Source organism: Paraburkholderia hayleyella (genome assembly GCF_009455685.1).
Lineage (GTDB): Bacteria > Pseudomonadota > Gammaproteobacteria > Burkholderiales > Burkholderiaceae > Paraburkholderia > Paraburkholderia hayleyella.
Genome location: NZ_QPES01000002.1, coordinates 150,365 through 175,747, shown reverse-complemented (window position 1 = coordinate 175,747; position 25,383 = coordinate 150,365). Strand labels below are relative to the sequence as shown.

The window sequence follows — 25,383 nt, the reverse complement described above, 5'->3', positions numbered from 1 at the left end:
AGTTACTCAAGCTTGTTCCTGTCTCTTCTCATGCTTTTTTGCCGCTCATAGCGAGTACACTAAAAAAACATCCCGTCGCGCGGCTCAATCCATGAAAATTTTCATCACTATCGGAGTTAATACATGTTTGTATCCTCCAAACCCCACACCTCTTCATCAGAAATTTTTACCCGCACCGGCGCCAAAACCGATAAAAAATACAAGTGTCGCAATCGCTACCTTGCATTAATTTTTAATAAAATATTTGCCTTGGGCAAAACGACACAACAATCTGATACAGGGCATCTCACACCCCGGGCTAGACAAACAATAGAAACCCTTCAGCATGATTCCGGCGATCTTTGGGGCCAATTACCCCTTGAATTAATAGACGAAATTATTTCTCATCTCCCATTGCAAGGCGTACCGCCTCTATCTCAAATTGCAGGGAAACGCAGTCTCTGGTTAGAAAAATCATACCAATATTTCGCCCGCCATCTCCATCATTTCGCCAATCATGAACTTGAGCACCATATTTTCAAAAAATCCATTGAGCAGATTTTTTCTGGCGTTCACCCCAATTCAACTTCCATGAAAATAGCAGCGGATCTTTCAGCGCTCACTCCGGATGAAGCGGCACTCGTCCTTGACCGCATTGGAGGGCCACCGAAACACCATATTGCCGAAATAAAATTAAAAATAAAACTTCATCTGGAGAAAAAATTCCAGATTTTTTCCGATAAAAAAGAAAAAATTATCACGTTATTTTTAGATTCAGAAATCGGCAGAAAGAAAGTTTCCACGCTTTTTTTCGAAAGCAGCTATTTTACCCGTGACACATGGGATTTTTATATTCTTGAGACCAGGCCGGAATCACTCAACCGGGTTATTTTTTCAGAATGTGAATTTCAGTCTTCGCTGTACAAGGCGCCCGCTTTCAAATTACGCTGCCAGCACGTTAAAACACTTGAAATCAGAAAAACCATTGATCCGGACGCTTATATTTTCCGCAGTTTCCCTGCAATCGAGCAGGTCACGATCACACTGGATAATCATGTGACGCGAACCCAGCTCAACGCCATGGCGCAAAGCAAATATCTGCGGCTGGTCAATTTCGAACTTGAATCTCAATCAGGCACGGCCGGGACAGTCCTGCTCCCCGAACGCTTTGACACCCAGATGCGCAACAGCTTGCGCACGATGCGCTCACGCGGCTGTGTGATTACGCTGACAGGCCACGGCCGCGTGATTGACCGGCGTGCCTTCGAACACGAACTCTCCCTGCCATCAGGCCCAGAAGCAAAAGAACCGCTTGGACCTGCCCGGGCCTCCGCAAAGCCTATTCAGTAGCCGGCGCCGCAACCTTCAGATCATCGAGGTGAAAACCTGCAACACGTTTGTACTGGTTCGCAATCTCGCTTAACTCAGCGGCGCTTGCCACGTCCTCGATACGCTCAAAGCGTTCGCCCTTCGTGCGCTCGTAGATAACCTGCAAGATTTTGTCCGGCGGAGCCTTGCGGTTCATCAACACGACGTCGCCCGTTGCCTTCACGCGTGCGCGGTCGTACTCCACCAGCGCCTCCTCGCCAACGCCTAGCGCCGCACACCGCTGCGCCAGATACTGCGCATCGAGAATCGCCTGGCCCGCACCGTTCGAGCCGCGCGGCACCATCGGATGCGCGGCATCGCCCAGCAATGTAATGCGGCCAAAGGTCCAGCGCGGCAGCGGATCCTGATCGACCATCGGGTATTCGAAGATGGCTTCGGTCGATTCGATCATGGCTGCCACATCAAGCCAGTCAAAATGCCAGTCGGCAAACGCCGGAAAAAAGTCCGCCAGTTTTCCCGCACCGTTCCAGTCGCGCTTCGCCGGTTGCGGGGCTTCGATCTCGGCCACCCAGTTCAGCAGTTGATTGCCTTGTGCATCGACGTTATTGCGGATCGGATAGATCACCATCTTGCCGTGTGTCAGCCACCCGGCTCGCACCATGCTCGCGCCACTCAGAAACGGCGGTGCCTTGATCGTGCCGCGCCACATGTTGACGCCCGAATAACGAGGAGCACCTTCGGTAGGGTAAAACTGTTTGCGAATCACCGAATGCACCCCATCGCACGCGACGACTGCGGCACCGCTCGCACGCGAAACGACACCCGCGCTATCGGCAAACTCCGCCGTTGCACCCTGAGCGTCTGCCGTCACGCCGAGGCAACGCCGGTCGGTTACGACGCGCTCGGCGCCGAGCCGCTCATGCACGGCATTGAGCAGCACGGTCTGCAAATCCCCACGATGGATTGAGAACTGCGGATAGTCATAACCGGCAAAGCGCCCGGCCGCCTCACGGTAAATCAGTTGGCCATGGCGATTAAAAAAGGCGGATTCCTGGGTCGTCACCGCGCGTGCGGCGAGCGCATCCAGCAAGCCGAGATCAGCCAGCACGGCGGTGGCGTGAGGCAACAGGTTGATGCCAACGCCTAGCGGCCGAATCTCGCGTGCGGCCTCGAACACGCGGCATGCAATACCCGCCTTGTGCAAAGTCAGCGCCAGTGTCAGACCACCAATGCCCGCGCCAACAATAATGACTTCGCTGTTGTGTTTCATCTGTCTGCTCCCTGTAACGCGCGTAAGTTGCGCTTGCCTGCTGTTGCTTCAGTCTTCGACGACGTCTGGCAGGCTGCTCATACAACCTGCCATTTACGCAGACGTCTGCTTATTTGACGACGAAATATAGCCAGCGCAAATTGATCCGTCAAGCCGCATCAAGGTTGCTCGAAATGACGCAAGAATTCGATTGACAGTCTCCGCGAGATTCACTAATTTCAGCATACGTGTGTTTAACAGACGTATGCCTTATTGATGATGAAACAGCGCTCAAAACCCGCGCCCGCCCTAGAGGAGACACCATGACCGCCAGCCCTCCCAGCACTGCCCGGCAAGCGTTCTACGACGAAATCAGAAAGTTCAGCATGACTCCGCTATGGGAGTCGCTTAGCACCCTGGTGCCGCACACACCCAATAGTCCGTGCGTGCCGGCACGCTGGCGTTGGGACGACGTCCTGCCGTTTATCGAGCAAGCCGGCACGCTAATCAGCGCCGAAGAAGCGGTCCGCCGCGTCCTCGTGCTGGAAAACCCTGCGTTGCCTGGCAAGGCCAGCATCACGCAGTCCCTGTATGCAGGGCTACAACTGATCCTGCCCGGCGAAGTCGCACCGGCCCACCGTCATGTGCAATCGGCGCTGCGCTTCATCGTGCATGGTCGCGGCGCTTACACCGCCGTTGATGGGGAACGCACCACCATGCTGCCAGGCGACTTCATCATTACGCCGGGCTGGACCTGGCACGATCATGGCAACGAGGGCGTCGATGGCCAGAGCGAGCCCGTGGTCTGGCTCGACGGGCTGGATATACCGATGATTCGTTTCTTCGATGCCGGTTTTGAAGAGAAAAGCGCAGCGCTATCGCAACGTGTCTCTCGTCCCGAAGGTAATGCCCTTGCGCGCTACGGCCACAACCTGCTGCCAGTCGATTACCAGCCGACGTCCCCCACTTCACCGCTTTTCAACTACCCCTATGCCCGCACGCGCGAAGTGCTTGAGCGCCTCTACCGCGATCACGAACTCGACGCCTGGCACGGCGTGAAGCTGCGCTATGTCAACCCCGTTACCGGTGGCTGGCCGATGCCGACGCTGGCGACCTTCATGCAGTTCCTGCCCGCAGGCTTCGCCGGAAAGCCCTTTCGTAGCACCGATGGCGCGGTGTATTCGGTCGTGGAAGGACGCGGCCGGGTGATCGTTGACGGCCAGAGCATGGCATTTGGCCCCAAGGACCACTTTGTCGTGCCGTCGTGGAAAACCTTCACGCTGCACGCCGATGAAGACGCTGTGCTGTTCAGCTTTTCGGACCGCCCGGTACAAAGCGCATTGAATATTCTGCGCGAAGAAAAACTCGACGCATGACACGCTGTTGCAGCATCTCTTCGACACATTCACATTCACTATTTCACTATTACTAGATGGAGTCCTTCGATGAACCTGGTTTTCTCCCCGCCCCCATCAGTCACTGTCCCCGTCGCAGGCTCAAACGATGCCTTTCCCGTGCGCCGGATTTACTGCGTCGGGCGCAACTATGCCGCCCATGCCCGCGAGATGGGCTTTGACCCTGACCGCGAACCGCCATTCTTCTTTTGCAAGCCTGCCGACGCCATCGTGTATGTCGCGCCGGGCACGACCGGACAGTTCCCGTATCCCGCGCAAACCGAAAACTGTCATTACGAAATGGAACTGGTGGCGGCAATCGGCCTGGGTGGACGCGATATCGCGCCAGACGATGCGCTTGAACATGTCTTCGGTTATGCGCTGGGGCTGGATATGACGCGCCGCGATCTGCAAATGGAAATGCGCAAGATGGGCCGCCCATGGGACATCGGCAAAGCCTTCGACCACTCCGCGCCGATTGGCCCGATCCATCGCGCGGCGCAAATCGGGCATCCGTTGCAAGGCACGATCTGGCTTGAGGTCAACGGCCAGACTGTGCAGCGTGCGGACATCGCGCAACTGATCTGGCCCGTCGCCGAAACCGTCGCCTATCTGTCGCACTTCTTTGAACTCGTGCCCGGCGACCTGATTTATACCGGCACGCCAGAAGGCGTTGGTCCAGTCATCAAGGGCGACACGATGCACGGCGGCATCGAGGGCCTCGGTGAGTTTCGGCTCGATGTGGTTTAAGCCACAGCCTTTCGGATCGTTCGGCTCATTCAACTCATTCAGCTCATTGCGTCATCACCCTGGCGCGACCCGCGCTGCCCACCTCTGACAAGTCATGCAACTTCATAATTTTTTTCGCAGCTCGGCGTCGTACCGGGTGCGCATCGCCTTGAACCTCAAAGGCCTCGCTTACACGTATCTCGCCGTGCATTTGTCGCGCAACGGTGGGGAGCAGTATGCCCCGGCTTTTCGGGCATGCAATCCGCAAGCGCTGGTTCCTGTCTGGCAAGACGGTGAGATCTCGCTCCATCAATCGCTAGCGATCATCGAGTATCTGAATGATCTGCACCCCGCTCCGCCCTTGCTGCCCGCCGATCCGCTGGGACGCGCAAAGGTCAGGGCGCTGGCGCTCGATATCGCCTGCGAAATTCATCCGCTGAATAATCTCAGGGTGCTGAACTATCTGGGCGGGCCCGGCGGGCTGTCGCCAGAAGCGCGTCACGCGTGGTATCACCATTGGGTTCATACAGGCTTTAGCGCACTCGAAGAACGTCTGGCCGGCGCGTCCACGACGGGCCTTTATTGCTATGGCGAAACGCCGACGCTGGCGGATATCACGCTGGTGCCGCAAATCTTCAATGCCCAGCGCTTTGAGGTCGATCTCCGCGCCTATCCCACCCTCATGCGCATCCATGCGCAATGTCAGCAAATACCCGCGTTTCTCCAGGCCGCCCCCGCTCTTCAGCCTGATGCGCAGCCTTAAAGCGCTGACGCAACCCAACCTGGAATCCGGAAATTTTGCTCGCCCTGTTTTGCCCGACGATCGATACGGCCGCCCTGAAGCGGTATGACTCAAACCGGGCAGCGCCGGGTGTGCGTGAGTTGCTGTCCAGATGCACAGATCTTGATCGGCCAGGAATGATCTGAAGGTATCGAAAGACTTGAATGCGACCTTCGTTTTCGGCCCGTTTGATTCTTCGTTGCAATACACCCCGTGAAATCGGGATAAGACAAATCTTAAAAATATCGTGGCTTTGATTGGCCCGGACTGTTGCCAGACGGCAAGGGCGACGGGCTATTTTGTTGCGCAATCTCAAATTTTTCAGAATAAATTGCTATGAAATTGGGCGTTAAGGATATTAATCTTCTACTTCCGGAGTAGAAGTTATTGTATTGAAAGGGTTTTCTGCTATGTGAAGAAATGTCAGTGAATGATTGACAGGGTCTTTTATTAGGATTGGTCCTATTCATTCTTATTCCGTAAAACACGATATTCAACGCATTGAATAATCACTCTTTTCCGGGATAAGGCATGAATAAGGTCTATCGTGTCGTTCGTAACAAGAAGACTGGTGTGTGGATCGTTGCGCCTGAAACTGCAACTAGCAGTGGAAGAACAAAAGCCGCTGTCCATCTTGCTTCTTCTATAGCTTTGGCTAGTTGTATATTGGGCATCCCGTTGGAGGCGCATGCTGCGGCAGGCACACAACTTGGCACCTGCGCAACCGCATCAACCAGCTCTGCAATTGCAATTAGCTCTACTTCATCAACTCAGTGCGCAGTTGCGGCTGGAAGCGGAACCGGTACGTCTGTCGGAGGAGCAGGACCGGGCGACTGGAATCAGGTTGCTGTAGGCGCTGGCTCTACTGCTTCAGCGGCATCAGCGCTTGCGCTTGGTACGGGCGCTACCGTTACAGGAATTGCTGCTGTGGGGGTAGGGCTGGGTGCGAAGGCAACCGGAAATTCGGCAATTTCGCTTGGGGAGTTCGCCACAGCATCAAGCTTGGGTAGCACAGCCATTGGGGCATTTGCCAATGCTGCTGCGAACAATGCAATGGCGTTCGGACGCAGTGCCACGACTTCGGGAGTCAGCTCCACGGCTATTGGGTATAACGCGAATGCCTCGGCCACCAGTGCCGTTGCCCTGGGCAATGCGGCCACCGCGGACCGCGACAATTCGGTATCGATTGGCTCGTCCACCCTGAAACGCCAGCTCGTCAACATGGCCGCAGGTACCGCTGATAACGACGCGGTCAACGTCGGCCAGCTCAAGGGCATCACCACGGCGCTGGGCGGCGGTGCCACCGTTGCCGCCGATGGCTCGATCACGGCGCCGTCCTATGTTGTTCAAGGCGGCACCTTTGGCAATGTCGGCGCGGCCCTCTCCAGCCTGAACACCGCGACCAATACGGCGCAGACACAGCTCAACACGCTGGATGGCCTGGCCGTGAAATACGACAGCACCTCGAAAGACAAGGTGACACTGGGCGGCGCAGGCACGACCGGCACCGTGACACTCAGCAACGTCAAGGCAGGCACGGCTGACACCGACGCAGTGAACAAGGGGCAGCTCGATACGGTGAACACAGCACTGAATACCGCGGTGACGAAAGCCCAAACGACAGCGGACAAAGCCCAGACAGGGCTCGACACGCTCGACAGCCTGGCCGTGAAATACGACAGCACCTCGAAAGACAAGGTGACACTGGGCGGCGCAGGCACGACCGGCACCGTGACACTCAGCAACGTCAAGGCAGGCACGGCTGACACCGACGCAGTGAACAAGGGCCAGCTCGATGCGGTGAACACGGCGCTGAATACGGCGGCGACAAAAGCTCAAACGACAGCGGACAAAGCCCAGACAGGGCTCGACACGCTCGGCGGCCTGGCCGTGAAATACGACAGCACCTTGAAAGACAAGGTGACACTGGGCGGTGCAGGCACGACTGGCACGGTGACACTCAGCAACGTCAAGGCGGGCACGGCTGACACCGACGCGGTGAACAAGGGCCAGCTCGATACGGTACAAACGGCTGCCGACAAGGCGCAGGCCGGATTGAGCACGCTCGACGGCCTGGCCGTGAAATACGACAGCACCTTAAAAGACAAGGTGACGCTGGGCGGTGCAGGCACGACCGGCACAGTGACACTCAGCAACGTCAAGGCAGGCACGGCTGACACCGACGCAGTGAACAAGGGCCAGCTCGATACGGTACAAACGACTGCCGACAAGGCGCAGGCCGGGATGACCACGCTCGACGGGCTGGCCGTGAAATACGACAGCACCTCGAAAGACAAGGTGACACTGGGCGGCGCAGGCACGACCGGCACCGTGACACTCAGCAACGTCAAGGCGGGCACGGCTGACACTGACGCGGTGAACAAGGGGCAGCTCGATACGGTACAAACGGCTGCCGACAAGGCGCAGGCCGGGATGAACACGCTCGATGGCCTGGCCGTGAAATACGACAGCACCTTGAAAGACAAGGTGACGCTGGGCGGTGCAGGCACGACCGGCACCGTGACACTCAGCAACGTCAAGGCGGGCACGGCTGATACTGACGCGGTGAACAAGGGGCAGCTCGATACGGTACAAACGGCTGCCGACAAGGCGCAGGCCGGGATGAACACGCTCGATGGCCTGGCCGTGAAATACGACAGCACCTTGAAAGACAAGGTGACGCTGGGCGGTGCAGGCACGACCGGCACCGTGACACTCAGCAACGTCAAGGCGGGCACGGCTGATACCGACGCAGTAAACAAGGGCCAGCTCGATACGGTACAAACGGCTGCGACGAACGCCCAGACAGGTCTGAACACGCTCGACGGCCTGGCCGTGAAATACGACAGTACCTTGAAAGACAAGGTGGCACTGGGCGGTGCAGGCACGACCGGCACGGTGACACTCAGCAACGTCAAGGCGGGCACGGCTGATACCGACGCAGTAAACAAGGGCCAGCTCGATACGGTACAAACGGCGGCGACGAAAGCCCAGACAGGGCTCGACACGCTCGATGGCCTCGCCGTGAAATACGACAGCACCTCGAAAGACAAGGTGACACTGGGCGGCGCAGGCACGACCGGCACGGTAGCACTGGGCAACGTCAAAGCAGGCCTCACCAGCAATGACGCAGTGAACGTATCGCAACTGAAGCCGATGGTCGATGCCCTGGGCGGCGGCGCGACGATGGACACCAAGACCGGTGCGGTGAGCGGCCCCTCTTATGGCATCCAGGGCAGCACCTACACCACGGTAGGCGATGCGCTGGGCAAGCTGGACACCATCACAACCAAAAACACCGGCGACATCACCACGATCAACGGCACGCTGAACAATCTCACTGGCGGCACAGCAGGCCTGGTGCAGCAGGACGCGACGACCAAGGCGATCACGGTAGCCAGTGGTACGGCAGGCACGACGGTGAATATCGCGGGCACGGCGGGAGACCGCCAGTTGAAGGGCATGGCCGCAGGCACCGCCGACACCGATGGCGTGAACCTGAAACAGCTCAAGGGCATGGGTTTGACCACGGACACGGCAGGCAATGTCACGAACGCCTTCGTAGCCTACGACAGCACGTCGAAAGACAAGGTGACGCTGGGCGGTACAGGCACGACCGGCACGGTAGCACTGGGCAACGTCAAGGCAGGCCTCACCAGCAACGATGCAGTGAACGTATCGCAACTGAAGCCCATGGTCGATGCTCTCGGCGGCGGCGCGGCAATAGACGCCAAGACGGGCGCGGTGAGCGGCCCCTCTTATGGCATCCAGGGCGGCACCTACACCACGGTAGGCGATGCGCTGGGCAAGCTGGACACGGCCACGACGAAAAACACCACGGACATCACCAAAAACACGGGCGACATCACGAACCTGTCGACGACGGTGAACACGCTCCAAAACGGCGGCAGCCGCTACTTCAAGGCAGCGGGCAAGAACGACGACACGGATGAGGCGAAGGCAAGCGGCAAGAACAGCATCGCAATAGGCGCGAACTCCGTGGCGGAGCGTGACAACAGCCTCTCGGTAGGCCGCGCGGAAATCAAGGACGGCACCGGTACGGTGACGCAGACGGAGATCACACGTCAGATCACGAATGTGGCCGATGGCACGCAGGCGAAAGACGCGGTGAACAAGGGTCAGCTCGATACGGTAAACACAGCGGCAACGAAAGCACAAACGGCCGCGGACGCGGCAAAGTCAGGGCTCGACACGCTCGATGGCCTGGCCGTGAAATACGACAGCACGTCGAAAGACCGGGTGACGCTGGGTGGCGCCGGTACGAGCGGCACGGTGACACTGGGCAACGTCAAGGCAGGCATCGCCAGCAATGACGCGGTGAACGTATCGCAACTCAAGCCGATGGTCGATGCCCTCGGCGGCGGTGCGACGATGGATGCCAAGACCGGCGCGGTGAGCGGCCCGTCATACGCAATCCAGGGCAGCACCTTCACCACGGTGGGCAGCGCACTCGGCAAGCTGGACACCATCACGACGAAAAACACCGGCGACATCACCACGCTCAACAGCACGCTGAGCAACATTACCAGCGGCACAGCAGGCCTGGTGCAGCAGGACGCGACGACCAAGGCGATCACGGTGGCCAGCGGCACGGCAGGCACGACGGTGAATATCGCGGGCACGGCAGGCGAGCGCCAGTTGAAGGGCATGGCCGCAGGCACCGCCGACACCGATGGCGTGAACCTGAAGCAGCTCAAGGGCATGGGCTTGACCACCGACACAGCGGGCAATGTCACGAACGCCTTCGTGGCCTACGACAGCACCTCGAAAGACAAGGTGACACTGGGCGGTGCGGGCACGACCGGCACGGTAGCGTTAGGCAACGTGAAAGCAGGCATCGCCAGCAACGACGCGGTGAACGTATCGCAGCTCAAGCCCATGGTTGACGCTCTCGGCGGCGGCGCGACGATGGATGCGAAGACAGGTGCCGTGAGCGGCCCGTCGTACGCCATCCAGGGCGGCACCTTCACCACGGTGGGCAGCGCACTCGGCAAGCTGGACACAGCGACGACGAAAAACACCGGTGACATCACCAAAAACACCGGCGACATCACGAACCTGGCGACGACGGTCAACAACATCAACGCAGGCACGACGGGCCTGGTGCAGCAGGATGCGAAGAGCCTCGACGTGACGGTAGCCAAGGCGAGCGGCGGCAACAAGGTGGACATCGCGGGCACTGCGGGCGTGCGGGTGCTCACCGGGGTGAAAGCCGGCGAGCTGTCGGCGGCCAGCCACGACGCGGTGAATGGCGCGCAACTGTACGAGACGAACACGAACGTGACGAAGAACAGCGGCGACATCACGACGTTAAACACGACGGTGACGCAGATGTCGAACGACATCAAAAACGGCGGGTTGGGCCTGGTGACCCAGGACAAGCAGACGGGCAACATCATGGTGGCCAGCAACCTGGGCGGCAGCCTGGTAAACGTGAGCGGCAGCGGCGGCGCACGGGTGCTGACGGGCGTGGCCAATGGCACGAATGACCGCGATGCGGTCACGATTGCCCAGCTCAAGGCGGTAGGGCTGGTCGATCCGTCCGGCAAGACGCTGGGCGCGGTGGTCTACGACGATCTGAGTTTGGGACGCGCCACGCTGGGCGGCACGAACGGCACGGTGCTGGGCAATGTCGCCAACGGGCTGATTGCCACAGGTAGCCGGGAGGCCGTGAACGGCGGCCAGTTGCATACGATGCAGCAGGATTTCCAGCAACAGTACAACAAGCTGAACGGCCGGGTCGACGATCTGAATACCCGGGTTGAGAGCAACCAGGTCAATGGAGGCGGCAATGGCGGCAAGCCCGGGCAAGACGGCAACGATACTAGCGACAATGGCCTGGTCCAGGTCGGTAAAGGCGCGGGCAGCCTGATCGTTGATCCGACAGCCAATGCAAGCGGCAATAAAGGAATAGCGATGGGCGCGAACGCCTCGGCAGCGGGTGATCAAAGTCTGGCGCTGGGCGCCGATGCGTCTGCCCCGGCCAGCCGCTCGATGGCAATGGGCCAAGGTTCAGTGGCGGACCGGGACAATACGATCTCGGTGGGCTCAAAGGGCAATGAGCGGCAGATCACGAATGTGGCGGCTGGCTCGGCCCCAACCGATGCGGCGAATATCCAGCAGTTGCAAGGTGTTCAGGGCCAAGTCAACGATGTCGCCCGGCGGGCTTATTCGGGTGTCGCAATGGCCATGGCGATGTCCGGCACTTACCTGCCGCAACTCGGGCCCGGTGAGAAAACGCTGGGCGTGGGGGTAGGCGGCTTCAAAGGCTATGGTGCCCTGGCCGTGAACTTCAAGGCGCTTGCCAGCAATGGCCGTCTCAGTTGGGGCGCTGGGGTAGCGAGCAGTGGTCACGACGTGGGCTTCAATGCGGGTGCTGGATGGAAGTGGTAACAGCCCAGGCCTAGACCTGGATCATGCAGCGTGCGCAGCAATCCGTTTTCAACACGGGCCGCGTGCCTTTAGAAAGCACTACCTGATTGCTGGGCAAGCAGGTGGTGCCAGCCAGGCGGGACGTTCGGGTAACCGGCGTCCCGTTTTTTTTGCCTTGCGCCTTGCGCTATCGCGCGGCGGCGATCATCGTCCCCAAGCCTCCCGGCCCTCTTCTGGCGCATCCCGCGCCAGGCGATAATGGCGGCCAGCAACAACCCTCGTGCCATGCAGCAAACCTGCACCAGGCCGGACGGGACAACGCACGGTAATGCACAGTAACGCGCCGTACCCACCTTCTGATGTTCATATGACAAAGAAAACAACACGCGAGCCGCGTCTGAGCCCGCTGGACCAGTTATACACGCGGCCTGGTTTCATGATCCGGCGTGCGCACCAGATCTCAACCGATCTTTTCATTGAGGCCTGTGCAGCGTTCGATATCACGCCAAGCCAGTATGGGGTGCTATACATCCTGTTTCATGACGGGCCACTTGAACAGATAGGCATTGCCCGGCTCATTGGCCTCGACCGCTCGACAACCGCGCTGGTCGTGAAGATTCTCGCGGAGCGGGGCCTGCTGGAAAAAACACGCAGCGAAACCGATCAGCGCAAGGTGGATATCTCGCTGACCGAGGCGGGAAAACAGTGTCTACGGCGCTGCGAACGCTGCGCGCAAACTTCCATGGAAGCGCTGCTTGCGCCATTCGATACGGCTGAGCGCCAGCAGTTTCTCGCGCTGCTCAGCAAGTTCGTCGCCCACTTCAATGAGCACACACGCGTGACGCTAGGGTAAATTCAAAAAGCAAAACAGCGGGCACATGCTGCATGTACCCGCTGCTATTTTGCCTGGCTCAGATCCGGCCTGGCTTACTTCGCTGGCGCGGCATCAAACCCGTACATCTGAGAATCAATGCGCGGCACAACATGAATTCCCGCACGCGCGGCAAATGTCGAAACCTGCAGATGAGTCGGGATGATTCCGACTTCATCATGCAAGACCTTCGAGGTCTCACGATACAGCGCTTCGCGTTTGACGTTATCGACAGTGGCCAGACCCGCATTCAACGGCTTCCAGAAGTTCGGTGAATCGTAGGTCTGGATGTTGATCTTGCGGAACGGGTTGTTGGTCGGATTAGAAAATAGCGATTCAAGCTGCACCCCCATATCGCCCGCATCCGCACCCCAGCCGATCATGAAAAAGCCCATCTGCAACTGGTTCACACGTGAAATAAACGTGCCCATCGGCTGCGTTTCGACCTTCGTGCGGCAACCGACTCGCGTCAACATTTGCGCCACGGCCTGCGCCAATTGCGAATCATTCACATAGCGGTCGTTCGGCGCAAAGAGCGTCAGCGAGAAGCACTCCGGATAACCGGCGGCGGCCAGCAGCTTCTTCGCTTCTTCAGGTTTGTACGGCTCGGGCGGCAACGCCGGGTTGTAGCCGAACACCGTGCTCGGCACGCTGTTTTGCGTGGCAACGCCGAGCCCTTTTAGCACTCGCTCCACCAGCACCTGACGATTGATCGCCAGCGAAAACGCCTCTCGTACCCGCACATCCTTGAACGGATTCTTGCCAAGCGGCTTGCCGTTGTTGTCGGTCACGTAGGGGGCGTTGTCATTCAACTGGTTCATCACCCAGAACACCATCAACGTACTAGGCCTCGTGTACACCGTCAGTTTCTTGTCGGCCTTGATCCGCTCGACATCGGCGCTTGGCACGTCAATGACTGCATCGACGTCCCCTGAGAGCATCGCCGCGACGCGTGCTGCCGAGTTCGGCAAGATGCGCACCGTTACTTTTTCGTAGGCGGGTTTTTTGCCCCAGTAAGCGTCGTTACGCACCAGTTCCACCCGGTCACCGCGCTGGAACCGCGAGAACTTGTAGGGGCCGGTGCCGACCAGGCCCTTGCCTGTTTCAAAGTCGTCCCCTTTCAGGCCTTGAGTGTCTTTCTTCGACAGCATGAAAATCATCGACAGATAATTCGGCAGCACCGCCAGCGGCCGCGCCGTAGTCAGGCGCACCGTATACGGATCGACGGCCTGCACCTTGACGATGTCTTTGGTGAACACGCCGAAGGTGGCCGGTGAACTGGTCAGCGTATCCGGACGCGCGAGCGAATACACGACGTCCTCGGCGGTGAACGCCTGGCCGCTCTGGAATTTGACGTTGTGCCGCAGCTTCAGCTCCCATGTCTTGTCGTCGAGCGGCTTCCATGATTCGGCCAGACCCGGCTGCAACCTGCCGTCGGGCGACATATCGATCAGCGGCTCGAAGACATTGCGCGCGACATTGCGGTTGCCCGGCAAGTTGGCGAACTGTGGATCGAGCGAAGTCACATCGGCGCTCACCCCATACCTGAACTCCGCTGCGCCCGCCTGCTGCGCGAACCCCGCTGCCAATGCCCCGGCTATCACTGCTAGCCGGCTCCAGTTGCGCAAAGTTGTTCTCATCTCCGTCTCCTCTTCCTCTATGCGCGAGAGCCCCGTAGCGCTCCCGCATTTTTAAGGGGGCCGTTTGCAACCCCCGCCTGAAATGTCTCACCTCACTTCAACAACGTTCAACAACGCTGGCTCACCCGGCTCATCCTGTTGCCACAGGAACACGTGTTTACCATTATCCAATAGGCATAAATTTATTTCTGTATAACTATATTATCGTTATACACTTAAAACGAAGTCAAGCGTTGCTCAAGCAAGAAACAGAGGAGCGCGAAACCTACCTACGATAAGCCGGTTGATGGAGGGGCTTGTCGTAGGAGAAACATGTGGCGCGCGAAAACTGCGCACGACGCGCCGCACACAGGCAGCACTTTTAAAAACCTGGCGCAGACCATCCACGAATGGAGACAAGCAATGAGAAAGTCCCTTGCGGCACCCCTCGCCGCGGCATCGCTGTGCAGCTTTGCCATGACAGCGCAGGCCCAAAGCAGCGTGACGATGTACGGCATCGTCGATGCGGGCCTGACTTACGTCAACAACAGCAACGGGCATGCCGCGTGGCTCACCGACACGGGTGTGCAGCAAGGTAACCGTCTGGGTTTCAAAGGTACCGAAGATCTGGGTGGCGGGCTCAAGGCGCTGTTCGTCCTTGAAAGTGGTTTCAACCTGAGCACGGGCGCGATGAACAACGGCGGCATCTTTGGCCGCCAGGCGTATGTGGGTTTGTCCAATTCATACGGCACGCTGACCATGGGCCATCAATATGACTTCATGGGGGACGTGATCGGCAACTATTCGATCGCCTACGTTGCCGGGGTCTACGCGTTTCACCAGGGCGACTATGACCGTATCTCCGGCGACCGCCTGGACAACACCATCAAGTTCGTCAGCAAAAGCTTTGGTGGTCTGACAGCGGGAGGGATGTACAGCTTTGGCAATGTCGCGGGCGATTTCCGCAAAAACAGTGCGATGAGTTTCGGCCTGACCTACGATCAGGGCTCGCTGAGCCTGGGCGCCGCATACACCGGGATCAACAATTTCCGTATCAATCCGACCGGCGATCTAGGCGTGAGCACCCTGTTTGGCCAGCCGCTCTCGGGCACGGCTTTTGTTGCGGACAGCATGAAGACCTGGGGGTTGGGCGGCAGCTATTCGTTTGGCAAGTTCGGCGTAATGGCCAACTACACCGGCACGCGCATTGCGTACCAGGGTAACGCCGCCACGCTGACCTCCGTGGAAGGCAGCTTGCTGTATCACTTCACTCCGGCGTTAGTGGGTGGGGCAGGCTATACCTGGTCGAAGCTGGAAAACTCGCACTGGGGCCAAACCGCCATCGGTCTGGATTACTCGCTCTCCAAACGCACCGACGTTTACGCCGAGGCGAACTATCAGCAAGCGAGCGGCGATGGCACCCAGGCGGTGGTGTTGACCTTGCCTACATCGAGTACGAACAAACAGTTGGCGATGCGTATCGGCATGCGCCATCGTTTCTAGATGCGTCTTTGAGTGAAGGCATTCACCCTGGCATGCAAGGCGGTTCCAACGCATGCCAGGGTTGTGTCCGATGCGGATGACTGCCGGGTTGCAAAAAGCGAATGACAAAGTCTGCGGAGCTTTCATTCAGATGAAGCACGGCAGACGTCATAGCGCTTGAAGTAGCGCCCATTTTTTACGTTGCTTCATTCATGCTGGCGGAGGTCTGCAAGTCATTTTTTCCATCGAGTATATCGATCAAGTCCATGATTTCTGAAGCCAGAGATTCTTCAGAGACGAACGCGTCATTGAATTTCGTATTGTTTTGTTCCCCGCTTAATTCATTAGCAACAAGTTGCCGATGTCTTGCTATGAGAGGCGGAGATCCAGATGAAGGCGCCTGGTTCACGACTCGATTCAGGGTAATAAAACTCGCTTGTTGCTGGAATAAATCATGGTTCACTGCGCTATGCCACGTTCTTGGCTCCACCACCGCTTTTGAATCATATTCGCAGGAGTTTGACAACGATAACGGTGAATAAGGCGTTCCCGAAGGCGAATAAGGCGTGCCTGAGGTTCCCGAGAATGAGGAAGGCGTTCCCGAAAACGAGGAAGAGGTTCCTGAAGACGAGGCGTCCATCGATGAACTTAATCTTAATGGTGAAACTGTCAAGAAAATTTTTGAAGGACTCATTTCACATTTACAAAGTGTTAGGCATACAGAAATAGCCGTCATGAAGCAAAACGGCCGGCATCATATTTTTATGGTTTTTAACCAAGAGAGAATTTAACGTCTTCTTTTTTAACAGCAGGCGTCCTCGGCTCCGAGCTAGCGAGCAACGCGGGAGAGTTAACAATCCACGCGGGAGAATTATTAAAATCAGGAGGAGTTGAATGATTATTGAGTGTCACCAGCCGCGTAAACACTTCAGAAAGTTTTTTCGAACTTGTTGGAACAGGAGAAAGATATATTTTATTATTTATCGTTTTCGGACTAAAATCTGGCTGCTGCCCTTTTAAAAAACCAGATGAAACAACTGGAGACATAACACCCTTGTTTGGAACAAGGGTTGGCGTCAAGATAAAATCTTCTTCCGTTAAAAGAAAATCATTATTCTGCTCTTGCGGCCCTGCCTGCTTGCCACCCCTCAGAGTATAATTTAAAACAAGATTAAACCTTATCCCAGCCAGCTGACCCACGAAAAACTGCGGAGATAAAGAATCAGAATTAATCGAAGGCGAGTTACGGAACGCATATTCAAAAATATCCCCACTATTTCCCTTGACATAGGGCAGATTCCTGAAGATTGAAGCGTCATATAACAGCGCCGGCTCATGATCGGGTAAAAAAACCACAGGCACAACAGGACTATAAGGGAAACTCACCTCAGATTTATTCTGTCCTGCCACCTGAGATGAATAGTCATTATTCAACCAATCAGGCACCGAAGATAATTGCGAATTTCCAGCCCGGTCAGGATTTATTTTTTCAGAAGACTGATTGTTTTTTTCTGAATTATAATAATTCAACGAACTTAACTGCATCCCCAAAACATTATTTTCATCAGAACCAGATGGGGAAAATGTTTTCGGCCAGATGCATTGAAAAATCCCGCACCCCCGATTTTTACCTGAAGGCGCCTGCGTTTTTTCTGTTTTTTTTACACCCTCAGGCGCGTTGTTATATGCAGCTCTTGAAGCATGCTGAAATCTGGATACGAGCGCTTCTGGTATACGTGTCATGTTTCACACTCCTCAAATCCCCCGGATTCTGATGCGCGTCGAATATAGATGTCAAGTTTAATTCGTTAATTTTTTCTATTTCATATCGCTGCCATAATCAACAAACTCCGCTTCACGCATGAGACATAAGGCATTAAGCGGAATTAACCAGTCTGTTTTAAACATGTCGCAGAAAAAATCCCTGCCAATATCAGGCATGACATTATTTCATTCCATCAAATGACATGCTGCAAGCTGTCCACCGCCGACATCGCGCAGTTCAGGGGCCAGCGCTTTGCATAGCGGTAGCGCATGCGGACAACGGGTATGAAAGTGACAACCCTCAGGCGGATTGAGCGGCGAAGGAATTTCGCCCTTGATGCCAATAAACGTTTTCTTGCGCTTGTCGAGCGAGGGCACTTCCGCCAATAACGCCTGGGTATAGGGATGGCGCGGATTTTCATAAACCGTTTCAGTAGGCCCGGATTCGACAATCCGCCCCAGGTACATCACGACAATTCGATCTGCGATATGCCGCACCACACCAAGATCGTGGCTGATAAACAGGTACGTCAGACCCAGTTCTTCCCGCAGCCTGATAAACAGATTCAACACCTGGGCCTGAATCGACACATCGAGCGCCGCGACCGATTCGTCACAGACCAGAAATTTCGGCTTGACCGACAACGCACGCGCAATGCCAATCCGTGCGCGCTGTCCACCCGAGAACTGATGCGCAAACCGGTCCATCGAATCCGGATCCAGGCCAACCCGTTCAAACAATCCGGCCACGAAATCCCGGACCTCATCGCGGCGAATCAAACCGTGCACATACGCCCCTTCGGCAACGATATCGGCCGCGCGCATGCGCGGATTCAGCGAGGCATACGGGTCTTGAAAGATCATCTGGATTTCCAGCTCGGCCTGATCCCGCTCCCGGCGCGCAAGCTGAGCCAGGTCCGTGTCCTGCCAGTAGCGCTGGCCACTCGTCGGCCAGTACACGCCGGCTGCCAGACGCCCTACGGTCGACTTGCCACAGCCGGATTCGCCGACCAGCCCCACCACTTCGCCCGCATGCACACTCAGGCTCAGATTACTCACCGCTTGCACGCCGCGAGGCCTGGCCCGGCCGGTCAGCGCACTGACAATCCGGCCAGTCACATCCTGGCGGGGAGCAAAAGTCTTCGTGACCTGGCGTAGTTCAAGCAACGGGGTCATGCGATCTCCTGATGGGCCTCTACGGCATGAATGTCACGCGCGGGACGAATACAGCGAACCATATGGCCCGCCTCGGCTTGCACTTCAGCAATGGGCTGCGCGCATTCCGCCACAGCAAATTCACAACGCGTGCGAAACGCACACCCCTCACCCAGCGCCAGCAACGAGGGCGGTGCGCCGGGAATCTGGCGCAGCATCTGGCCTTTGGGATTGCGGCTCGGAATCGAATTCATCAGGCCGCGGGTATAGGGATGGAGCGGCGCGTCGAGTACCTGCGCGACATTGCCGTATTCGGCGATACGTCCGCCATACATCACGCACACGCGATCCGCGAGCCCGGCTACGACCGATAAATCATGCGTAATCCAGATCAATGCCGTGCCTGAGTCGCGGCACAATTGCTGAATCTCGCCCAGGATCTGCGCTTGAATCGTCACATCCAGCGCGGTGGTGGGCTCGTCGGCAATCACCACTTCAGGCCGGTTGATCAGCGCAATCGCAATCGCCACGCGCTGACGCATGCCGCCGGAAAGCTGGTGCGGGTAACACTTGAGCCGCTCGTCTGGCGCCGGAATTCCCACCTGGGCCAGCGCCCTGCGCGCCTCATCGAGCGCCACATGGCGGCTCACCGGGCGATGCGCCAGAACCGCTTCGATCATCTGCGTGTCGATCCGCAGCACCGGGTTGAGCGTCATCATCGGGTCCTGGAAGATCATCGCAATCCGGTTACCGCGAATCTTGCGCCATTGCGCTTCGCGCAAACCCGCCAGTTCCTCGCCCGCGAGCCGGATGCTGCCTCCCACCACCTTGCCTGGTGGATCGATCAGGCCCATCACCGAATAACCCGTCTGCGATTTGCCCGAACCGGATTCCCCCACCACGCCGAGAATCTCGCCGCGGGCCACGCTAAAGCTCACTCCGTTGACCGCTTTGACGATGCCGCGCGGCGTCGTGAAATGTGTCGAGAGATCGGTCACTTGCAGGACTGGCTGAGTCATTTTTTCAACCTCGGGTTAAGCACGTCGCGCAGGCGATCGGCCATCAGGTTCAGGCATAGCATCAGGAGCAGCAACGCGACGCCCGGGAACACACTGATCCAGTACGAGCCGGATAACAGATAGTTGTAGCCATTCGAGATCAGCAGGCCCAGCGAAGGCTCGGTGATCGGCAGCCCTAGCCCGAGAAACGACAGCGTGGCTTCGAGCGAGATCGTGGTGGCCATCTGCACCGTCGCCACCACCAGCAAAGGCGGAATGCAGTTCGGCAATACGTGACGAAAAATGATGCGCATGTCGCTGAGTTTCAGGCAGCGCGCGGCTTCGACGTATTCCTTGCGCAGCTCGACCAGCGCCGAGCCGCGCGCGGTACGCGCATACACCGCCCATTGCACCAGCACGAGCGCGTAGATAATCTTGTCGACGCCTTTGCCAAACGCGGCGATGAACACAAGCGCAATCAGGATCGACGGAAACGACAACTGGATATCGGCCAGCCGCATGATGAAAGCATCGACCCGGCGGCCATAGAACGCGCCCGTCAGCCCGAGCGCCACGCCAATGGCGAGCGCCAGCACGGTGCAAATCACGCTCACATAGAGGCTGGTGCGCATGCCATACAGGATCGCCGAGAGCATGTCGCGGCCTTGATCGTCAGTGCCGAGCCAGTAACGGTGTGCGCCTGACGCGGCATGCGCGAGCGGCGCGAGTTGCGAATCGCTGATATCGATCTGCGCCAGGTCGTAAGGATTTTGCGGGGCGATCCAGGGCGCAAACACCGCGAGCGCGGCAATCAGCGCGAACAGCACAAGGCCCGTAAGCGCCAGCCTGCTTTGATAAAACTCGCGCCATAGCGCGCTCAGTTGTCCGCCGATGCGGGCCAGACGATGGGGCCGGTTGAGCGGCGGCGCGGCAACCTGTCCCGCGAGCGGTCCTGGCACCGGGCCTGTGGCCACAGCCGGGTTTGACTTGATACCGGTTTCAGCCATGGCGGTTCCTGTTGTATGTCCCATCTCAGCCCTCTTGCGCCGCCACCGAGATCCGCGGATCCAGCAACGAATACAGAATGTCCACCACGAGATTGATCAGCATGTAAATCACGGCGACGGTGAGCAGATACGCGATCACCACAGGCCGGTCGAGCGCATTGATCGAATCGATCAGTAGCTTGCCCATGCCGGGCCATGCAAACACGGTTTCCGTCACAATCGAAAAAGCGATCAAGCCGCCGAGATTGATACCAATCACGGTAATCAGCGGAATCATGATGTTCTTCAGAATGTGCACCCCCACGATGCGCGAAGCGCGCAGTCCTTTGGCGCGAGCGAACTTGACGTAATCGGTGAGCGCGGTTTCGCGCGTGGACGAATACGCGAGGCGGATGATCAGCGCGATATTGAAGAGCGCCAGGTTGAAGGCTGGCAAGAGCAGATGACGCCAGCCATCGAGCGTGAGAAAGCTCACCTGCATGCCCAGCCACGATGTCGTCGCGCCGCGACCGCCCGAAGGCAGCCAGCCAAACAGCACCGAACACACGAGAATCAGGATCAGGCCGACCCAGAAAGTCGGCAGACTAAACCCTATCGTCGATGAAGCGGTGATCAGGCGCGAGGTGAATTTCTCAGGACGCAACCCGGCGTACATCCCCAGCGGAATGCCCAGCAGCATCGCCATCAGCATGGCGATGAGCGCCAGCTCGAGCGTGGCGGGCATGCGCGTGAGGATCATCTGCGCGACGGGTGCGCCGGTCAGGAACGAAGTGCCAAAATCCCCTCGCACTGAATGGCTCAAGAAATTCCAGTACTGGAGCCATGCGGGCTGATCGAGCCCGAGTGCCGCGATGATGCGGGTACGCATCTCGGGGGTGGCGCTGTCGGGCACCATCAGCGCAATCGGATCCCCCACCACATACACGCCAGCGAACACCAGCAGTGACATCACCCACAGCGCCAGCACGCTCTGGGAGAGTCTGCGCAAAATAAACTCGAACATGGAATGTCTCGCTCCATCGGGGGAATCGCATCAAGCGACAGGGTCTTTTGTGCGCCTGTTTGTCACATGCGGTGTAGTACGGACACACCGCATGCGGGGGCTTTGATGCAAACGATAATATAGTTAAATTTATGCTATTTCAAAGAGTCAAAAATAAACTGGGCGATAGCGCACATCCTGTATCGCGTCCGCCTCTTTAAACGCTGAGCGCCACCAGTTCGCGCAACGCCGAGAAAAAGCGGGCGTTTTCTTCGGGCAGGCCCACCGTGACGCGTAGCCATTCGCCAAGACCGTAATCGGTCACCTTGCGCACGATGATGCCGCGTCGCAAGAGCGCATCGAACAACTCGCCCGCATGGCCCACCTTGATGACAACAAAGTTGCCCTGGCTTGCGACATACTCCAGCCCGAGTTCGGTGCACAACGCGTAGAACTGGACGATGCCTTCACGGTTCAGCCGGTATGACGCGTTGAGATAGGCCTCGTCACCCAAGGCTGCGATCGCAGCAGCTTGTGCCAGCGAGTTGACGTTGAAGGTCTGGCGCACACGGTTGAGCAGATCCGTCACGTAAGGCGTAGCGATCGCAAAGCCGACGCGCAAACCGGCGAGGCCAAAGGCTTTCGAGAACGTGCGCGACACCACCAGATTCGGATAGCGGCGCACCAGTTCCGTGCTGTCATAGCGCAAGGCAGGTTCGAGATACTCGTTGTAGGCCTCGTCCAGCAACACCACCACGTTGCCCGGCACACGCTCCATGAAAGCGCGCAACGCATCGAGCGTGAAGAACGTTCCCGTGGGATTGTTCGGGTTGGCGAGATACACCACCCGCGTGCCCGGCGTGATGGCCTGCGCCATGGCGTCCAGATCGTGGCCGTAATCTTTGGCCGGCACCTGGATCAGACGCGCACCGGTCGCCTTCACCGCGTTTTGCCAGGCCATGAACGCGTACTGCGACGACACCGCATTGCAGTCCGCCTCCGGCGTTGCGGCCTGAAGAAACGCGCGCGCCACCAGTTCAAGGATGTCGCTCGAACCATTGCCGAGCGTGATCCAGTTCTTCTCGACCGCGTAGCGTTGGCTGAGCGCGGTTTTCAGCGCGTGGCCGTTTGGGTCTGGGTAACGCGCACCGCCATGGAGAATCGCGTCAATCGCGGCGCGTGCAGCAGGCGGCATGCCTAGCGGGTTTTCGTTTGAAGCCAGCTTGATGATGCTGGCTTCGGGCAGGCCGTACTCACGAGCGGTTTCTTCAATCGGCTTGCCCGCCTGATAAGGTTTGAGCGAGCCAATATAGGCGGGAGCAACGGGACGCAGTTCGGTTGTTTCGGTTGTCATGGGGAAGACCTTTTTCGCAGCTAAAGAAGAGGGAATCACGCGGCAAAAACAGCAAAACACGAGGACCCAGCGTTACAGAAACTTCGTCGGCCAGATGATCGTGCGCCAGATATGCGCCGAGGGGCTGCCATCAAAACCCAGCCCTTCCTTCGGCTGACGAAAGTTGCGGCCGATGATGTCGGTGAAATCATCGAGGTTCACCACCGCGTTGGGATCGAATGAATAGATATCGTGCAGCGTGATCGAGCGGCTCGACATGTACCACTTGTGATTGCGTGCGTATTCGTAATCGCGCCGGATGTAGTCCTCGGGCTCGTACTCCTTGCCGAAGTAGCGCAAGTACGCTTCCGGGTAGCCATAGCCCACGGTTTCATCGGCGAAAAAGCGCAGCGCCTGGTGATACTGGATGGCCCAGCTCACTTCTTCGTCGACATACGGTGCAATCATCTGCGCGCCCCAGTAACCGTGATCGCCGCGAATAAAACCGGCCACGCTGATGTCGTGCAAGAGGCAAGCCAGTACGACCTTCTCGCTTTGCCCGGCCTTCAGCGCATGGGTTGCGCTTTGCAGCACGTGATTGGCGGGGCCGAAGCGGTATTTGAAAAAATCCGCGAGCGTTGGGGCCGCAGGCATGACCTGCAACCGGGGATCGTGGCCCATCATGAAGTGGCCGGTGCCCGGCGGGGGCGGTACCGCCTGGGTGGGATCGCGCTCGCCCGAGGTGTAGATCACCGATTTCACGACACGCTGGTCCAGCTCCGCGATCATCTTGTGTTCGAGTGCGTCGGCCCGCTCGGAGAGGGTCAGCGACGGCTCCGCTGGGGTGGGGTGGCTCATCAGAATAGCTCCATGTATGACGCGTGAATGGCTTGATAGTGGCGCGTGGCAAGTGGCGAATGGCGGGCGGCGGCCTGAATAATGCGGGCTGCGTCTAGCGATTCCAGCCGTAGATATCGAGCGTGAGTTCGCCTGCGGTGATCCGCTGCAAAATCTGCGCTTCGAGGTCTTCGCGCTCGCGGGCAGCACGTAACGTCGCGCCCAGTGATTCTTGCGCCAGCACCACTACGCCATCGGCATCGCCCACCACCAGATCGCCCGCGCGCACCGGCACCTCGCCGATACGCACGGGATGATTGATCCAGCCACGCGCGGCAAAATCCTTCGTCGTGCCGCGAATGCACAGGCCACGCGAAAACACCGGAAAGCCGATTTGCGCCAGCAGTTCGGCATCGCGTACGCAACCGTCGATGACCAGGCCCGCAATGCCGCGCGCCTTGGCGGCCGTGGACATGACTTCGCCCCAATAACCCGCTTCGTGAAAATCGCTGGTGTACACCACCAGCACATCACCGGGCTGCGCCACCACTAGCGCGCGATGCAGCCACAGGTTGTCGCCTGGCGGCGAATGCACCGTGAGCGCCGGACCGCAGACGCGGAACGCCGGACTCACCGGCTTGATCGCCGAGGGCAGCGCGCCCGTCTTGTTGGCCGCTTCGAGCAACGTGGCGGAGGGAAAAGCACGGGCGGCGTCGATCACTGCCGCAGCGGGCCGCTCAATCGTGGCGGTCACGAGCGGCGACTCGATAAAGGGGTACGGCATGATGTCTCCTTGATTAACGTTCTGACTGCGGGGCGCACGCCAAGGCTCAGGTTTTCGTTTGCAGCGCGTGATAGCGATGCTGGGCGCGCGCCTCATCGAGCCGCATGCCCTGGCGCGCCGCCTCGCGGATCGCGTTTTCCGCGGCGTGAATTTCTTCGGCCGCAGCCAGCACCCGCGCCTCATGCGCCTGTGGAATCACGATCACGCCATCGGCATCGCCCACCAGCAAATCGCCAGGCGCCACCCTGACATGGCCAATATTCACGGGCACCTGGGTACTTTCCACCTGAACGCGGTCCTTGCCGGTACGCATCCAGTGCCCCTTGCTGAACACGGGATAGCCCAGCGCGAGGCACAGGCTCACGTCGCGGCAAATGCCGTCGATCACGGTGCCGGCGATCTTCCGGCGATGGGCGATCTCCGTCAGGATGTCGCCCCACACGGTGCAATCTTCGCGCCCTGCGTTATCAAGCACCACGACGCCCCCTTCCGGCACATCGTCGATGTAATCGCCCACCGTTCCTGGCGGGCTCGAAGGCGGGCCGTAGAGGATCGTGAAAGCGCGTCCGCACAGGCGGAAGCTGGCGTCGCGGGGCTTGATCCCGGTGCACTGGCCAATGATGCCGAGCCGGTCCAGGGCATCGCTCAGGGTCGCGGTATCCAGGCCCTGCGCGCGTGCTGCATTCGTATCGCTCAT

The 25,383-nt window shown here is 58.2% G+C and carries 21 protein-coding genes and 1 pseudogene; 9 read left to right on the top strand and 13 right to left on the bottom strand.

What is annotated here, in order from left to right; translation table 11 throughout:
- Positions 1-123: 123 nt before the first annotated feature.
- Entirely contained in the window at positions 124-1,329 is a 1,206-nt protein-coding gene (locus tag GH657_RS15165) for an F-box protein (protein WP_153101885.1), read from the top strand.
- Here GH657_RS15165 and GH657_RS15160 read toward each other — a convergent pair.
- Positions 1,319-2,578, bottom strand: coding sequence for a flavin-dependent oxidoreductase (locus tag GH657_RS15160; protein ID WP_153101884.1), 1,260 nt, complete (start codon positions 2,576-2,578; stop codon positions 1,319-1,321). The two genes, GH657_RS15165 and GH657_RS15160, sit on opposite strands and share 11 nt — an antisense overlap.
- Before the next feature lie 302 nt (positions 2,579-2,880).
- Between GH657_RS15160 and gtdA the strand changes: the two genes are divergently transcribed.
- From gtdA to GH657_RS15135, 6 genes and pseudogenes are all read left to right on the top strand, one after another.
- Entirely contained in the window at positions 2,881-3,933 is a 1,053-nt protein-coding gene (gene gtdA / locus GH657_RS15155) for a gentisate 1,2-dioxygenase (RefSeq protein WP_153101883.1), read from the top strand.
- Between the two features lie 69 nt (positions 3,934-4,002).
- A complete protein-coding gene (locus GH657_RS15150) occupies positions 4,003-4,701 on the top strand; it encodes a fumarylacetoacetate hydrolase family protein (RefSeq protein WP_153101882.1) in 699 nt (232 codons plus the stop codon).
- A 94-nt stretch (positions 4,702-4,795) separates the two neighbouring features.
- Positions 4,796-5,443, top strand: a complete 648-nt coding sequence (gene maiA / locus GH657_RS15145; protein ID WP_153101881.1) for a maleylacetoacetate isomerase — start codon at positions 4,796-4,798, stop codon at positions 5,441-5,443.
- 549 nt (positions 5,444-5,992) lie between these two features.
- A pseudogene (locus GH657_RS18575) lies at positions 5,993-6,115 on the top strand (ESPR-type extended signal peptide-containing protein); the annotation flags it as partial.
- Positions 6,116-6,388: 273 nt separating this feature from the next.
- A complete protein-coding gene (locus tag GH657_RS15140; protein WP_425495769.1) occupies positions 6,389-11,875 on the top strand; it encodes a YadA-like family protein in 5,487 nt (1,828 codons plus the stop codon).
- 346 nt (positions 11,876-12,221) lie between these two features.
- Positions 12,222-12,707 (top strand): MarR family winged helix-turn-helix transcriptional regulator, encoded by a 486-nt coding sequence (locus GH657_RS15135; protein ID WP_174769992.1) that lies wholly within the window; start codon positions 12,222-12,224, stop codon positions 12,705-12,707.
- A gap of 74 nt (positions 12,708-12,781) precedes the next feature.
- Here GH657_RS15135 and GH657_RS15130 read toward each other — a convergent pair whose 3' ends face one another.
- Positions 12,782-14,365, bottom strand: coding sequence for an ABC transporter substrate-binding protein (locus GH657_RS15130; RefSeq protein WP_153101878.1), 1,584 nt, complete (start codon positions 14,363-14,365; stop codon positions 12,782-12,784).
- Positions 14,366-14,767: 402 nt separating this feature from the next.
- Here GH657_RS15130 and GH657_RS15125 point away from each other — a divergent pair, with 402 nt between their 5' ends.
- A complete protein-coding gene (locus GH657_RS15125; RefSeq protein WP_153101877.1) occupies positions 14,768-15,847 on the top strand; it encodes a porin in 1,080 nt (359 codons plus the stop codon).
- 175 nt (positions 15,848-16,022) lie between these two features.
- Here the strand turns inward: GH657_RS15125 and GH657_RS15120 are convergent, their stop codons facing one another.
- Positions 16,023-16,289 carry a hypothetical protein gene (locus tag GH657_RS15120; protein ID WP_153101876.1) on the bottom strand — a complete coding sequence of 89 codons (267 nt, stop codon included), beginning with the start codon at positions 16,287-16,289 and terminating at the stop codon, positions 16,023-16,025.
- Between the two features lie 103 nt (positions 16,290-16,392).
- Between GH657_RS15120 and GH657_RS15115 the strand changes: the two genes are divergently transcribed.
- A complete protein-coding gene (locus GH657_RS15115) occupies positions 16,393-16,617 on the top strand; it encodes a hypothetical protein (protein WP_153101875.1) in 225 nt (74 codons plus the stop codon).
- On the opposite strand, the gene GH657_RS15110 is transcribed toward GH657_RS15115, so the two are convergent.
- The 10 genes from GH657_RS15110 to GH657_RS15070 form a co-directional block, all read right to left on the bottom strand.
- A complete protein-coding gene (locus GH657_RS15110; protein WP_153101874.1) occupies positions 16,598-17,569 on the bottom strand; it encodes a hypothetical protein in 972 nt (323 codons plus the stop codon). The two genes, GH657_RS15115 and GH657_RS15110, sit on opposite strands and share 20 nt — an antisense overlap.
- 75 nt (positions 17,570-17,644) lie before the next feature.
- Positions 17,645-17,767 (bottom strand): hypothetical protein, encoded by a 123-nt coding sequence (locus GH657_RS18430; protein ID WP_281349416.1) that lies wholly within the window; start codon positions 17,765-17,767, stop codon positions 17,645-17,647.
- Between the two features lie 9 nt (positions 17,768-17,776).
- Positions 17,777-18,766 carry an ABC transporter ATP-binding protein gene (locus GH657_RS15105; RefSeq protein ID WP_153101873.1) on the bottom strand — a complete coding sequence of 330 codons (990 nt, stop codon included), beginning with the start codon at positions 18,764-18,766 and terminating at the stop codon, positions 17,777-17,779.
- Positions 18,763-19,764 carry an ABC transporter ATP-binding protein gene (locus GH657_RS15100; protein ID WP_153101872.1) on the bottom strand — a complete coding sequence of 334 codons (1,002 nt, stop codon included), beginning with the start codon at positions 19,762-19,764 and terminating at the stop codon, positions 18,763-18,765. Before GH657_RS15100 ends, GH657_RS15105 begins: the two co-directional genes overlap by 4 nt.
- A complete protein-coding gene (locus GH657_RS15095) occupies positions 19,761-20,750 on the bottom strand; it encodes an ABC transporter permease (protein WP_153101871.1) in 990 nt (329 codons plus the stop codon). The genes GH657_RS15100 and GH657_RS15095 overlap by 4 nt, the downstream gene beginning before the upstream one ends.
- Positions 20,751-20,775: 25 nt before the next feature.
- Positions 20,776-21,753: an ABC transporter permease gene (locus GH657_RS15090; RefSeq protein ID WP_153101870.1), complete on the bottom strand. Its 978-nt coding sequence runs from the start codon at positions 21,751-21,753 to the stop codon at positions 20,776-20,778.
- Positions 21,754-21,949: 196 nt separating this feature from the next.
- Positions 21,950-23,086, bottom strand: a complete 1,137-nt coding sequence (gene hisC, locus GH657_RS15085) for a histidinol-phosphate transaminase (protein ID WP_153101869.1) — start codon at positions 23,084-23,086, stop codon at positions 21,950-21,952.
- A gap of 72 nt (positions 23,087-23,158) precedes the next feature.
- Positions 23,159-23,923 carry an HD domain-containing protein gene (locus tag GH657_RS15080; protein ID WP_174769991.1) on the bottom strand — a complete coding sequence of 255 codons (765 nt, stop codon included), beginning with the start codon at positions 23,921-23,923 and terminating at the stop codon, positions 23,159-23,161.
- Between the two features lie 94 nt (positions 23,924-24,017).
- Positions 24,018-24,686: a 4-carboxy-4-hydroxy-2-oxoadipate aldolase/oxaloacetate decarboxylase gene (locus tag GH657_RS15075; protein WP_153101868.1), complete on the bottom strand. Its 669-nt coding sequence runs from the start codon at positions 24,684-24,686 to the stop codon at positions 24,018-24,020.
- Positions 24,687-24,732: 46 nt separating this feature from the next.
- Positions 24,733-25,383, bottom strand: coding sequence for an RraA family protein (locus GH657_RS15070; protein WP_153101867.1), 651 nt, complete (start codon positions 25,381-25,383; stop codon positions 24,733-24,735).

What these genes read in the sequence shown, in the direction of transcription:
- GH657_RS15165 (WP_153101885.1), top strand. Translation starts at nt 124, where the DNA reads ATGTTTGTATCCTCCAAACCCCACACCTCTTCATCAGAAATTTTTACC.
- GH657_RS15160 (WP_153101884.1), bottom strand. Translation starts at nt 2,578, where the DNA reads ATGAAACACAACAGCGAAGTCATTATTGTTGGCGCGGGCATTGGTGGT.
- gtdA (WP_153101883.1), top strand. Translation starts at nt 2,881, where the DNA reads ATGACCGCCAGCCCTCCCAGCACTGCCCGGCAAGCGTTCTACGACGAA.
- GH657_RS15150 (WP_153101882.1), top strand. Translation starts at nt 4,003, where the DNA reads ATGAACCTGGTTTTCTCCCCGCCCCCATCAGTCACTGTCCCCGTCGCA.
- maiA (WP_153101881.1), top strand. Translation starts at nt 4,796, where the DNA reads ATGCAACTTCATAATTTTTTTCGCAGCTCGGCGTCGTACCGGGTGCGC.
- GH657_RS15135 (WP_174769992.1), top strand. Translation starts at nt 12,222, where the DNA reads ATGACAAAGAAAACAACACGCGAGCCGCGTCTGAGCCCGCTGGACCAG.
- GH657_RS15130 (WP_153101878.1), bottom strand. Translation starts at nt 14,365, where the DNA reads ATGAGAACAACTTTGCGCAACTGGAGCCGGCTAGCAGTGATAGCCGGG.
- GH657_RS15125 (WP_153101877.1), top strand. Translation starts at nt 14,768, where the DNA reads ATGAGAAAGTCCCTTGCGGCACCCCTCGCCGCGGCATCGCTGTGCAGC.
- GH657_RS15110 (WP_153101874.1), bottom strand. Translation starts at nt 17,569, where the DNA reads ATGACACGTATACCAGAAGCGCTCGTATCCAGATTTCAGCATGCTTCA.
- GH657_RS18430 (WP_281349416.1), bottom strand. Translation starts at nt 17,767, where the DNA reads ATGCCTGATATTGGCAGGGATTTTTTCTGCGACATGTTTAAAACAGAC.
- GH657_RS15105 (WP_153101873.1), bottom strand. Translation starts at nt 18,766, where the DNA reads ATGACCCCGTTGCTTGAACTACGCCAGGTCACGAAGACTTTTGCTCCC.
- GH657_RS15100 (WP_153101872.1), bottom strand. Translation starts at nt 19,764, where the DNA reads ATGACTCAGCCAGTCCTGCAAGTGACCGATCTCTCGACACATTTCACG.
- GH657_RS15095 (WP_153101871.1), bottom strand. Translation starts at nt 20,750, where the DNA reads ATGGCTGAAACCGGTATCAAGTCAAACCCGGCTGTGGCCACAGGCCCG.
- GH657_RS15090 (WP_153101870.1), bottom strand. Translation starts at nt 21,753, where the DNA reads ATGTTCGAGTTTATTTTGCGCAGACTCTCCCAGAGCGTGCTGGCGCTG.
- hisC (WP_153101869.1), bottom strand. Translation starts at nt 23,086, where the DNA reads ATGACAACCGAAACAACCGAACTGCGTCCCGTTGCTCCCGCCTATATT.
- GH657_RS15080 (WP_174769991.1), bottom strand. Translation starts at nt 23,923, where the DNA reads ATGAGCCACCCCACCCCAGCGGAGCCGTCGCTGACCCTCTCCGAGCGG.
- GH657_RS15075 (WP_153101868.1), bottom strand. Translation starts at nt 24,686, where the DNA reads ATGCCGTACCCCTTTATCGAGTCGCCGCTCGTGACCGCCACGATTGAG.
- GH657_RS15070 (WP_153101867.1), bottom strand. Translation starts at nt 25,383, where the DNA reads ATGAGCGATACGAATGCAGCACGCGCGCAGGGCCTGGATACCGCGACC.